Source organism: Cytobacillus sp. GQ23, from assembly GCF_059758675.1.
The window spans coordinates 174,003-186,820 of sequence record NZ_JCAXER010000005.1 but is presented as its reverse complement, the minus strand read 5'-3'; the positions used below and the strand labels follow the sequence as shown (position 1 = coordinate 186,820).

General features: G+C 39.9%; 11 protein-coding genes and 1 riboswitch. Of the genes, 7 read left to right on the top strand and 4 right to left on the bottom strand.

The features are described from left to right. Positions 1-239: 239 nt before the first annotated feature. Both AC6CHU_RS06440 and AC6CHU_RS06435 read left to right on the top strand, forming a co-directional pair. Positions 240-1,406, top strand: a complete 1,167-nt coding sequence (locus tag AC6CHU_RS06440; RefSeq protein WP_159863025.1) for an amidohydrolase — start codon at positions 240-242, stop codon at positions 1,404-1,406. A 51-nt stretch (positions 1,407-1,457) separates the two neighbouring features. Then, entirely contained in the window at positions 1,458-2,651 is a 1,194-nt protein-coding gene (locus AC6CHU_RS06435) for a hypothetical protein (protein WP_498120799.1), read from the top strand. Positions 2,652-2,784: 133 nt separating this feature from the next. On the opposite strand, the gene AC6CHU_RS06430 is transcribed toward AC6CHU_RS06435, so the two are convergent. Beyond that, positions 2,785-3,033, bottom strand: coding sequence for a hypothetical protein (locus AC6CHU_RS06430; protein ID WP_251284012.1), 249 nt, complete (start codon positions 3,031-3,033; stop codon positions 2,785-2,787). 349 nt (positions 3,034-3,382) lie between these two features. Further along, positions 3,383-3,576: riboswitch (cobalamin riboswitch) on the top strand. Positions 3,577-3,710: 134 nt separating this feature from the next. Here AC6CHU_RS06430 and AC6CHU_RS06425 point away from each other — a divergent pair. Both AC6CHU_RS06425 and AC6CHU_RS06420 read left to right on the top strand, forming a co-directional pair. Beyond that, positions 3,711-5,933 (top strand): ribonucleoside-diphosphate reductase subunit alpha, encoded by a 2,223-nt coding sequence (locus tag AC6CHU_RS06425; RefSeq protein WP_498120796.1) that lies wholly within the window; start codon positions 3,711-3,713, stop codon positions 5,931-5,933. Positions 5,934-5,943: 10 nt separating this feature from the next. Further along, positions 5,944-6,981 carry a ribonucleotide-diphosphate reductase subunit beta gene (locus AC6CHU_RS06420; RefSeq protein WP_498120794.1) on the top strand — a complete coding sequence of 346 codons (1,038 nt, stop codon included), beginning with the start codon at positions 5,944-5,946 and terminating at the stop codon, positions 6,979-6,981. Positions 6,982-7,019: 38 nt separating this feature from the next. Here AC6CHU_RS06420 and bioB read toward each other — a convergent pair whose 3' ends face one another. From bioB to AC6CHU_RS06405, 3 genes are all read right to left on the bottom strand, one after another. Next, positions 7,020-8,012 (bottom strand): biotin synthase BioB, encoded by a 993-nt coding sequence (gene bioB, locus AC6CHU_RS06415; protein WP_498120792.1) that lies wholly within the window; start codon positions 8,010-8,012, stop codon positions 7,020-7,022. Positions 8,013-8,036: 24 nt separating this feature from the next. Next, complete coding sequence (locus AC6CHU_RS06410) at positions 8,037-8,633, bottom strand: biotin transporter BioY (protein ID WP_159862764.1); 597 nt, start codon at positions 8,631-8,633, stop codon at positions 8,037-8,039. A gap of 183 nt (positions 8,634-8,816) precedes the next feature. After that, complete coding sequence (locus AC6CHU_RS06405) at positions 8,817-10,193, bottom strand: M28 family metallopeptidase (protein ID WP_159862765.1); 1,377 nt, start codon at positions 10,191-10,193, stop codon at positions 8,817-8,819. Positions 10,194-10,460: 267 nt separating this feature from the next. Between AC6CHU_RS06405 and AC6CHU_RS06400 the strand changes: the two genes are divergently transcribed. The 3 genes from AC6CHU_RS06400 (at position 10,461) to pfkB (ending at position 12,817) form a co-directional block, all read left to right on the top strand. Next, positions 10,461-10,736 carry a DUF2188 domain-containing protein gene (locus AC6CHU_RS06400; RefSeq protein WP_159862766.1) on the top strand — a complete coding sequence of 92 codons (276 nt, stop codon included), beginning with the start codon at positions 10,461-10,463 and terminating at the stop codon, positions 10,734-10,736. Between the two features lie 402 nt (positions 10,737-11,138). After that, positions 11,139-11,891, top strand: a complete 753-nt coding sequence (locus AC6CHU_RS06395; protein WP_498120789.1) for a DeoR/GlpR family DNA-binding transcription regulator — start codon at positions 11,139-11,141, stop codon at positions 11,889-11,891. Then, positions 11,888-12,817 (top strand): 1-phosphofructokinase, encoded by a 930-nt coding sequence (pfkB, locus tag AC6CHU_RS06390; protein WP_159862768.1) that lies wholly within the window; start codon positions 11,888-11,890, stop codon positions 12,815-12,817. Before AC6CHU_RS06395 ends, pfkB begins: the two co-directional genes overlap by 4 nt. Position 12,818: the final 1 nt, after the last annotated feature.

Below are 12,818 nucleotides of genomic sequence, written 5' to 3'. Positions count from 1 at the left end.
AGCACCCATAATTGGGTGCTTATTTAATTTGTTCCTTAAATCCAGGTGTAGATTATAGATTTATCACTATTAAATTTAAGAATGAGAAAATACAGTTTAGAATTTTCGAAAAATATTGAAATAGAATCATTGAAATATTATAATTCATTTAAGGACTATTTTCCTTTATTAACCCTTAATTAAAATTTGTTATATAAATTGAATGCAAAAGGAGCTGTAAATGGGTGACACAAACATTTATGATTCATGATTTACTCGAGACTGTTAAAGATGAAGTGATTGGGTGGCGAAGGTATTTACATAAGAATCCTGAGCTTTCATTTCAGGAGGAAAAAACAGCTCAATTTGTATATGAAACTCTACAAACTTTTGGAGATTTGGAAATTTCACGACCAACAAAAACGAGTATTATGGCCCGTTTGATTAGTCAGCAGCCTGGTAAGGTTATTGCACTGCGGGCAGATATGGATGCGCTTCCAATTGAGGAAGAGAATGATTTTGAATTTGTGTCGCAGAACTTAGGTGTAATGCATGCTTGTGGACATGATGGGCATACTGCGATGCTGCTTGGTGCAGCAAAATTATTAACTCAATTAAAAGAGCACATAAAAGGGGAAATTCGTTTTCTTTTTCAACATGCTGAAGAGTTATTCCCAGGTGGTGCTCAAGAAATGATTAGAGCTGGGGTATTGGATGGAGTAGATCAAGTTATTGGCATTCATCTATGTTCACCTATTGAGGTTGGCAATATTGGAGTTTGCCATGGACCAGCTACCTCCGCGAGTGACACATTTGATATTAAAATTCAAGGAAAAGGCGGTCATTCTTCTGAGCCACATGCAACAATTGATCCAATTGCAGTTGGAGCACAAGTTATAAACAACCTTCAGCATATCGTTTCGAGATATTGTGATCCACTCGAAAAGCTAGTAGTATCCGTGACGAAATTTAATAGCGGTACGGCTCATAATGTAATTCCTGATAATGCTATATTAAGCGGTTCAATACGAAGCTTTAATTCAGACGTTCGGAATCAGATTCCGATTTTAATTGAAAGAGTTGTTAAAGGCGTTACGGAAGCACATAATGCTTCATTTGAAGTTGATTATCATTTTGGCTACAGTCCAGTTGTAAATAATGAAAGGGTAAGAGCAGTTATGGAGGAAACTATAATTGATGTATGGGGAGAAGATACTTTGCTTAGGATGCCGGCACTTATGAGCGGTGAAGACTTTTCTGCATTTTCAGATAAAGTTCCAGGTTGTTTCATCTTTATTGGTGCAGGAAATCAGAACAAAGGGATTATCTATCCACACCATCACCCCCGTTTTACCATTGATGAAGATGCATTAGAAATCGGTGTTGAATTGTTAGTCCAATCATCTTTTAGATTATTAATGGAATAAAAACTAAATCTACTGCTAAACAAAAGCAGATAATCAAAGGGGTGTAAAAAAGTGATACATGAACCTGTCATAGCAGCTGTGATTATCTTGGCATTAATCGCGGTAGGAGAAATTATTTCTATATTTACAAAAGCGAGGGTTTCTATGTTCCTCGTTGCTATAATAGGATATCTTTTGTTAATTTGGACGGGAATTATACCAAAAGAATTAATCGGAGATTCTAAATTTATTGAGATTGGTGCCGTATTAGGGACAGCTCCAATAATTATTCATATGGGCACGTTGATCCCTCTCAAGGTTATACGTAGTCAATGGAAGGCCGTTGCAATATCTTTGTTGGGAATTATTTTTGGCACTGGTCTAATCCTTCTTTTGATTACAATGATGTATGGTTATAAAACTGCGGTTGCAGGAGCAGGACCATTAACAGGAGGAGTAATTGCGTTTTTAGTAACCGCAGAAGGGTTAAAAGAAGTGGGATTAGCAAGCCTAGTGGTAATTCCAGCTTTAATTCTATCATTCCAATCGCTGTTTGGCATGCCTCTTTCCGCAATTTTATTACGTCGTTACGCATTAAAGTATCGGAAAGCTGCAGATGCTAGAACCTATACAGCTTCCACGTTAGAAGTAGAAGTAGAAAATGTTATAACTACAGAAGACGCTAAGGAGCTAAATACCGCTTGGATTCCAAAAAAGTATCAAACTAATCTTATTCTTCTTTTTCAGCTATTTATCGGAGGCGCTATTGCCGTGGTTCTAGAGCAATTTACTGGCATACCCTATAGTATATGGGCTTTGGTTCTTGGAATAGGCGGAAGATTAATAGGATTTTATCCAGACCGTGTCATGGAGCGTGCTAATGCTTTCACAGTTGGGATGGCAGGACTCGTATTTTTAATTATTGCTACTATGAACGATACGACATTCGAGATGTTTATTGGTTATCTTCCTGAAATGTTCTCGATTATTGCTGTCGGAATTTTGGGTATTATTATCGGAGGCTTTATAGGTTCAAAATTGTTTAAATGGGATCCTTTAAAGGGTCTTCCTGTGGCACTGACGGCTACAATAGGTTTCCCTGGTGATTATCTTATTTGCGAGGAAGTCAGCAGAAGCGTCGGCAGAAATATAGAAGAAGAGGAAATGATATTAAATGAAATATTGACCCCGATGTTAATTGGTGGATTTACAACTGTAACAGCAGGATCAGTGGTAATTGCGAGTATTTTAATAAAAACGTTGTAGTCACTAAATTAATTTACAAGTCCCTTTTCTATTAAGTGGACCTTTAATAATGAATATAAGGTAGAGAATAAAAAAAGGGTGCGACATAGTCAGCGCCCTTTGGTTAGCCTTTTAGTCTAGTTCTACCCTATATTTAATGTGTTTTTTGACGCTCAGTCCTAATGATCATAGGTCCATTCTTATCCTTTTTTATATTCTCCAAATAACGTACTAAATAATTCTCCGTGATTCGGACTGGTACATACCTCCGCCGTGAACCAATGATATTCTCGGCCACAAACATTTTTTTCGTCAAATACATAAGATCTTGGCCTGTTTCTTTTTCTGCACTCTTGTATTGATCCGTCTGTGGCTCTTTGTCAGCTTTATGAAAAATACTCATTTAATGATACATGGACGTCCGTTCACCCGAATCATTTAGGTAAGTTCAAAAGTTCAAACCTGGACATTCTCATAAGTTCTGGTGCTGTCCTCTCCATATAGCTATCTGGGACAAAATCTTTAAATGGGACATCAGCCTTTCTCTGTTTTTTTTGTTTTGCTTTCACTCATAGACTTGGAACAAAAATAGCAAAAATATGGCTCTTCATTTAGTTTATCTAGGTTACTACCGCAATAAGAGGGAGATCCCCTCATGTTTTTTTCTGCATGAACGATTAAAAATTTGTAATCTATTTCCCTATATGATAGAATCATCTACAACATATAGTATTAAATTAAAAGAATAAAACTACATATAGATCGTGATTGGTGTCCTTTATGGACTTAATAGGGAATTCGGTGAAAAACCGAAGCTGTCCCCGCAACTGTAAGTGCAGACGAAAAGAGCATGCCACTGTACAAAACGCTTTATGGCGCTTGTATGGGAAGGGCTTTTAGTAGAGTGAAGCACAAGCCAGGAGACCTGCCAGGGCGATCGAAAGTTTCTTATCTTCGGGGATTGAGATGATGAAACGATCGCGTAATGGCCGTTTGTTCATCTGCTTTCTGCTATTATTCTATCGTTTGATCCGCTCATTTTCCGAGCGGATTTTTATTTTGCCTTTAGGAGGAAGTAAAATGGTCCAAACCATACAGCCGATAGAAATTTTAGAAGAACTTAAGAATGAATTTCCGCAGCTCGGCATTGAACAACTGTTAAAAAGGTATGAAGAAATGAGTCAGCTGAGAGCAGAGGCCATGTATGACCAGCTTATACTTGATTGCATATCATTTATAAGCATTGAAGAGCCTGATTGGACGTTTGCCGCTTCACGTCTGCTTCTTAAAAAGCTCTATATCGAGTCCGGCAAAAACAGAGAATGCAATCCGGATGACTGCTACACACATTTTTATGCGCTAATTGAACGTCTGACAGATGTGGGTATTTATGAGCAGGATTTATTAGATATGTATTCTAAGAGTGAGATAAATGAACTGTCCCACTTTATTAATAAAGAAAATGACCGTTTATTTACATATCTGGGGCTGAAAATGCTGGCTGACCGATATCTAGCCAGGGACAAACAAAGAAATTTATATGAGCTGCCACAGGAGCGGTTTATGATCATCAGCATGGTGCTGATGAAAAAGGAGCCGAAAAGCAAGCGGCTTGAGCTTGTTAAAGAAGCTTACTGGGCAATGAGTGGCTTGTATATGACGGTTGCTACTCCAACGCTCGCTAATGCAGGGAAAAACTGGGGACAGCTTTCAAGCTGTTTTATCGAGACGGTTGATGACAGTCTTGATTCTATATATGACAGCAATACCGATATCGCATCACTGTCTAAAAATGGCGGTGGAATCGGAGTCTATTTGGGGAAAATCCGCAGCAGAGGCAGTGATATTAAAGGGTTTAAGGGGGCATCTTCCGGTGTGATTCCCTGGATGAAGCAGCTGAATAACACAGCCGTCAGTGTCGATCAGCTTGGCCAAAGGCAGGGTGCCATAAGCGTGTATCTGGATGTCTGGCATAAAGATATCTTCTCATTTCTTGATGCAAAGCTAAATAATGGAGATGAAAGGCAGAGAACACATGATTTATTCACAGGTGTCTGCATTCCGGATTTGTTTATGGAAAAAGTGGAAAGCCGCGGGTATTGGTATTTATTTGATCCCCATGAAGTCCGCACGGTAATGGGTTTCTCACTGGAAGATTTTTATGACGAAGGGGAAGGCGAAGGTTCATACCGCCAAAAATATAAAGAGTGTATAGATAACCCGATCTTATCCAGGGAAAAAGTTTCTGCTATCGAGATCATGAAATCCATCATGAGAAGTCAGCTTGAAACTGGGTCACCATTCATGTTCTATCGGGATGAGGTGAATCGAAAGAATGCGAATTCCCATTGCGGGATGATTTACTGCACCAACCTGTGCACTGAGATTGTACAAAACCAGAGTGTTACAAAGAGGGTCGAAGAATATACAAGGGACGGTAGAATTATTATCGAAAAACAGCCGGGAGATTTCGTTGTCTGCAATCTTTCTTCCATCAATCTTGCACGGGCCATAAATGAAGGAGTCCTTGAAAGACTTGTGCCAATTCAGGTGAGGATGCTTGATAATGTTATTGATATTAATAAAATTCCAGTTCCTCAGGGGCAGATCACAAATCAAAAGTACCGCGCGATTGGGCTGGGGACTTTTGGCTGGCACCACCTTCTTGCACTGAAAAAAATCACATGGGAAAGCGAAGAAGCAGAAGAATTTGCTGACTCTCTATATGAACAAATTGCTTTCTTATCGATAAAAAGCTCTATGAATCTGGCAAAAGAAAAAGGAAGCTATTCGGTTTTTAAAGGCTCTGATTGGGAAACAGGCGCCTACTTTGAAAAGCGGGGATATCTGGAGGCAGAGTCAGCCATGGACTGGGCTGCATTGAGGGAAGACGTAAGGAAGTACGGTGTTAGAAATGCCTATTTGCAGGCTGTTGCCCCTAATGCATCAACGGCTTTAATTGCAGGCAGCACTCCAAGTATTGATCCTATCTTTAACAAGCAGTATTCCGAAGAGAAAAAGGATTATCGGATCCCTGTTACTGCTCCTGATATAAATAGTGAGACCATTTGGTATTACAAATCTGCTTATCACATTCACCAGGAGTGGAGCATCAGGCAGAATGCAAACAGGCAAAAACATATAGATCAGGCTATTTCATTTAATTTTTATATACCTAACCATATAAAAGCTATAGATCTTTTAAATCTGCATCTTTCGGCATGGAAGAATAAATTAAAAACAACTTACTATATCCGTTCAACTTCATCAGAGGTTGAAGACTGCGAATCTTGCTCAAGCTAAAGGAGGACTTATGAATATTCTAAAAAAAAGACCAATAATTAATCAATTGGCACCTAATAAATCAACGTCAATTATCAATGGAGAATGCTCTAATATCCTTAATTGGGATGACGTCCGCTTCTCATGGGCATATCCAAAGTACAAAAAAATGCTCGCGAATTTTTGGACGCCATTTGAAATAAACATGTCACAGGACATTAAGCAATTTCCGAAATTAACGAAAAGTGAACAAGACGCATTTTTGAAAATCATTGGGCTGCTTGCATTGCTCGACAGTATCCAGACGGATTATGCAGGAAAAGTCGCTGATTACATTACCGACTCAAGTCTGTCAGCACTTATGATCATTCTGGCACAGCAGGAGGTTATTCATAATCATTCCTATTCCTATGTTCTATCAAGCCTGGTTCCCAAACAAAAACAGGATGAGGTTTTTGAATTCTGGCGGACAGAACCTATATTAGAAGAAAGAAATGAATTTGTTGTGAACGGATATAAAGATTTTGCAGAGAATCCAAGTGCCGAGAACCTGCTGAAATCGATTGTGTTTGATGTAGTTCTGGAAGGGCTTTTCTTTTATTCCGGCTTTGCATTCTTTTATCACCTGGCAAGGAATCAGAAGATGGTAGCAACCTCAACGATGATAAATTACATCAACCGGGATGAGCAAATTCACGTAGATTTGTTTGTTAAAATTTTCAAAGAAATTATTAAGGAAAATCCGGAGCTTAATACAGCCGAACTAAGTGAATACGTTCAGGAGACTTTTAAAAGAGCAGCTGAACTGGAGATTGAATGGGCCAGAGAGGTGATCGGCAGCAAAACAGAAGGCATATTACTGACTGATGTTGAAGCTTATATTAAATTTTATGCCAATGTCCGCTGCAACCAGCTGGGATATGACCGGCCGTTTGAAGGGTATCGGACCAATCCTCTCCGCTGGATAGTAGCTTACGAGCAGGTTGACCACGGGAAGTCTGACTTTTTTGAACAAAAATCCCGGCAATATACAAAAGTTCAAATCGATAATGGATTTGATGAATTATAGAAAAAAAAGATTCTGCATTTGCGCAGAATCTTTTTTAATCATGAGCATACTGGTTTGCCAGCTGCAAAATCAACTTCAAAGCCCAGATCCTTAAGCATTTGATGGTCTGCCGTGCTTTCCTGTCCTGCAGTGGTTAAGTAGTCTCCAACGAAAATAGAATTGGCAGGATATAATCCAAGCGCCTGAAGGCTCCTGAGATTTACTTCCCTGCCCCCGGAGATTCTGATTTCCTTTGATGGATTGATAAACCGCATGAGACAGAGAACCTTCAGGCAATAGCGGGGATTCAGCTCATTGGTTCCTTCCAGAGGCGTCCCGTCAATGGCATGCAGAAAATTAACCGGTATAGAGTCGGCATCAAGCACTTTTAAGCTTTGGGCCATCGCTATGACATCTTCTTTGGTTTCTTTCATGCCGATAATAACACCTGAGCATGGTGAGATGCCTGCCTCCTTTATTAATTGAACAGTATTGACTCTATCCCGGTATGTATGGGAGGTGGTGATATTTTCATGATGACTTTCAGATGTATTAATATTGTGATTATAGCGGTCCACTCCTGCTTCCTTAAGCTTCTCGGCCTGATCAGGCTTCAAAAGCCCGAGGCAGGCACAGACCTTCATATTATAAGTATCCTTAATTTCTTTAACAGCTGAAACGACTTCGTTTAGCTCCCTATTGCTCGGACCTCTTCCGCTAGCAACGATACAGTATGTTCCAACATTAAGCTGATGAGCCTGTTTAGCTCCCTGTAAGATCGAGTCCTTATCCATCATTCTGTATTTTTCGATAGGTGCAGTTGAGATGCTCGATTGTGAACAATAGCCGCAGTTCTCAGGACATAAACCGGATTTTGTGTTAATGATCATGTTTAGTTTAACTCTATTTCCGTAGTGATGATGACGGATTTTATAGGCACTGTGCAATAAATTCAGAAGCTCATCATCTGGGCAATTTAATATTGACATTGACTCCGAGTCGGTTAATTCATGTCCTTCCAATACATTAAGAGCTAATCTTTGAAAATTCATATGTATCCCCCTCTATACTATTAGTTAAGCTGCACGGTTCATTTTTCTGAACTGACTGCGGGCAAATACTCTATGCTCCAGCCGATATGCCATTAATCCGGCAAAAGCAGAAAGAATAATGTCCTTTGGAAGAGGGACCGCCATCCATAGCCAAGCCATTTGATAGGTAAATCCTTCAGGTGCTGTGAACCAGAGTTTATAAGCCATGTACATCCAATTTGTCCCGAATAGATAATTGATCGCCATCCCAATTAGAGCTGCAGTAATATATACCGGAACTGATTTTTTCTTTTCGATAATTTTTCCTGTGACATACGCTGTTAGAATAAACGAAAGGATAAAACCAAAAGTGGGGTTTAGCAGTGAAGCAAAACCGCCTCCGAATTTTGAAAAGACCGGGGCGCCTGCAAGCCCGACGAAAGTATAGACAGCCATTGTAATAGCACCCAATCGGCTCCCTAAAATTGCCCCTGCCAAAATGGCAAAAAAGGTCTGTAACGTAATGGGCACTCCTCCGATCACCAAAAATGGCGCAAAGGACGTGATGTTTGCCCCAACTGCCATCAGGGCCACAAACATACCAGCCAAAGTTAGATCAATTGTCCTCAAACCTGTCTTCATAAAAGCCTCCTGATAGTTTTATATTTATACAATTTAGAATAATAGCAGCAGATGAACATTGTCAACCTTAATTTAAATAAGGTTTACATATAAGAGGGGTAAAACAAATTGTGATGGAACTTGGGTGCTTGTTTTTTCCAAATTAAATAGCCGCCGGCAAATTGCCGCGGCTGTATTGTAGTATTAATTATTGCCTTTTGTTTTTTTTCGAACCACATCAAAAAGTCCGGAACCGATAATATCTAGTGCTGATTGCATTCTTTCTTCAGAAATATTATCTTCAATAGTATCCTGAGGTGTATGGTATACTTTTTCAATGTGATAGACAAGCGGATCCCAGCTGTCTATGCCCATCCAGATAAATAAGGCAGCAGGAATGCCTGCATTATGGAAGGGAACATGGTCACTCGATCCGAATTTACCAGGCAGAATATCGGAATTTCCCAAGCGTGCCCCAGCTTCACCAGTTGAGGCTGTCACAATATTTTGGCTGCCGTCCGGTGTCATGGCATATAGATTTTTTGCTTTATCATAATTTGTTGCAACCATATCAGGGACAAAAACAGCCTCTATCTGATCTTTTTGTGCCTCTGTTAACTGATCTACATAATATCTTGCTCCTAAAAGTCCGCGTTCCTCAGAGCCAAATGCAATGAATTTAAGAGTTTTGTCTGTATTGTATCCTTTATAAACTCTGGCAAGCTCAAGCATTAACCCAACACCAGAAGCGTTATCATTAGCGCCGGGAGCACCCACTACACTATCATGATGGGCGCCTAGTATAACCTCTTTTGCATTTTCATCTTTTGATTTAGCTTTCTTTGTAGCAATTACATTTACCGATTTAAGATCTTTATAGTGCTTTGCTGTCAGGGAGAGTTCAACTGCACCTTGCTCCATTTGTTCCTTAAGCCATTCACCATGAATATAGGAAGCCCCGAAAACCGGGATATTATATTCCCCAGTCAGGCTGGGATTAAAAGTTTGACCGAAATTTCCTCTGCTTCCAACAAGGCTTTGCAGAATCACACCAGCTGCTCCTGCCTCAACTGCTTTGGCTACCTGCTCCCGGTATCCAGCTGTAGTATCTGCGCGAGCCAGCAGTACAATTTTACCCTCAGCCCCATGGAAATTTTCATTTTCCACATAGATCACTTCAGCCTGAACTGGTGCTTCGCTGATTGCTCCATTCGGGGCAGCTCCCATTTCCCATACAGTTCCGTCTCCAAATGCAGCATTGCCTATGTATTGATCTGCTACTGGGAAGTATTGAAATTCGACATCATAACCATAACTCATAAGTGTATTTGCAATATACTGTGCTGACTTCTTTTCATTTTCTAATCCGCCCGGTCTTGTCCCTATTTCTTCTGATAAATACCTTACGTGACCGATTGCACGTTCAGCATTCACTCTGGCAATAATCTTCTGGTCCTGTGAGTTGGATGAGTTTCCGTTCTCAGTACTTAGCGGGGCAGCATACCCGACTGTCCCAAATGCTAAGGAAGCTGCTAAAGCTGCTGCCATTATCCTGGCAGGTTTTCGGTTTTTTCTTGGCATAATAACCTCCTGAAGACTAGTATTTTTCGATTACCTAACGATCTCTAGTTTAGTAGAAAATGGTATTTTATGAATAGTGTAATAATCCCTACTAGACATACCCATTGTTCCGACATCATCTGCCATTTCTTTATGGTAAATGACAAAGTTCATCAGTACCTAACTCCTATATTAATTAAAATCTGGGTGTTTTTTATTTTTCCAGAGAGGGTAAAGTGATATTGCTCATTAATAAATGATGTCCCCACAATTAAAGGAGGTATAAACATGGCGAATAATAAAAATAACCTTCAGAGTGACGAACAGAAACAATATTTTAAGGACCGGGCAGGTACAGATGACGCAAGATTCCATGTAGTACCGCATGTTGAAGAAGGGTGGGCAGTCAAAAAAGAAGGTCAGGACGATCCTGAGTACATTGCAGATTCCCAGTCAGATGCAGTTGAGGAAGCAAAGCGCATGGCTCAAGAAGCAGGCACAATGGCCATACTGCATAATGAGGATGGAAAAATTGAAGATCTGTTAAACTATGAAGATAAATAATCTAAGAGAAGGGCATTGCCATTGAGTAATGCTCTTTTTTTGTTATGGGTATATGTAATTTTTTTCCTAAAATAAAAAAATCCGCTTTCGATAAGAAAGCGGTTCAAAAAAGAGACCTTGGAACGAGTTAATTCTTAACATAAAACAATATATAGTAGCGGAAGTTATCAGATGAAACTATATATTGTTATTTTAGATTCTAGCATAATAAACCATAGAGAGCAAACTATTATTTTAATATATTTAAAATATTCTAATAAAAATAGGAAGCAATCTATAATCATTCAAAAACACGCACATTATGATTGTTTTTGGTTTATTTTGATCGAAAATGATTGATTTTTGCAATCGGTTTCAGTATGATGTAGTCAAGAAGAATAACAGGCCCAGGGAGGTGATGTTTTGTTAACACCAGAGCGCCACAAAATGATACTGCAGCTATTAAAAGAAAAAGGTGTAGTGAAAATTCAGGATCTCGTTGACTTGACAGAAACATCGGAATCAACTATCAGAAGGGATCTTACCCAGCTTGAGGAGGGAAAGTATCTCAAAAGAATTCATGGAGGTGCAGCCAGGCTTCAGGGAAAGCTTCAGGAACCCAGCATGTCTGAGAAATCATCCAAAAACCTTCAGCAAAAGCGCCAAATTGCCCAATACGCGGCAAACCTTGTTGAAGAGGGAGATTCGATCTATTTGGATGCAGGCTCCACAGTAACTGAAATGATTCCCTTTTTGCCTGCAAAAGAAATTGTAGTTGTGACGAACGGATTAATGCATATTCAAGCATTGCTGGAAAGGAATATAAAAACATTTATTATCGGAGGATTTGCCAAGGAACAGACAAAAGCAATCATTGGCAGGGGGGCATTGGCCAGCCTGGAAAATTATCGGTTCGATAAATGCTTTATGGGGGTTAACGGCATTCATCCTCAATTCGGCTACACCACACCCGATCAGGATGAGGCGATGATCAAGCAAATGGCCATTTCGCTTTCAAGAGAGGCATTCGTGCTTGCAGATGACACAAAGTTTTCAGAAATCGCCTTTGCCAAAATTGCCGATTTGCACGCAGCAGCAATTATTACAAATGAGCTGAATGAGGATCAGCAGGAGCCTTATACCAGCAAAACTACAATAAAGGTCGTGACAGCATGATATACACATTGACGCTAAATCCGTCAGTGGACTACATCGCAGAATTGGATGAGATACTGGTCGGCGGGCTTAACCGCATGCAGCGGGATACGAAGTTCCCAGGAGGAAAGGGGATAAATGTTTCCAGAGTTCTGAAAAGAATGGATGTTGAAAGCAGGGCACTTGGCTTTGCAGGCGGTTTTACTGGAGATTATCTTGTTGATTGCCTAAATAAGGAGAATATCCAAACTGACTTTGTACAAGTAAATGACGACACAAGAATCAATGTAAAGATTAAAACAGAGACGGAAACCGAGATCAATGCCAAAGGGCCGGCCATTACAGGAAGGAATTTCGAGGATCTTAAAAATAAAATCCGCAGCCTATCAGCAGGAGATATGCTTGTCCTGGCAGGAAGTATTCCATCAACCTTGCCGGAAACAACTTATGAAGAGCTGGTAAAAATCTGTTCAAAAAATGGAGCGGCATTTGTGGTGGACGCAGAGGGAGAATTATTGAAAAAGGTCCTTCCATACAAACCGTTTTTAATAAAGCCCAATCACCATGAATTGGGTGAAATATTCAGCAGAAAATTTACATCCGCTGAAGAAGTCATTCCTTTCGGGAAGAAACTTGTTGAAATGGGCGCCCAGAATGTCATTGTTTCATTAGCCGGCAAGGGAGCTGTCTTGGTTTCTAATGAAGCTGCTTATATTTCAAGCGTTCCAAAAGGAAAAGTAAAAAGTTCTGTAGGTGCCGGAGATTCCATGGTAGCCGGTTTTCTTGCAGCTTACGAAAAAAACCAAAATATAGAAAAGGCTTTTCAATACAGTGTGGCTACAGGGAGCGCCACAGCTTTTTCACTTGGTCTTTGCACAAAGGAAAAAGCAGAGGAATTGCTCTCCCAAGTTTCGATTGAAAAAGTCAGCCTAAAAGGGGAGATTTAGG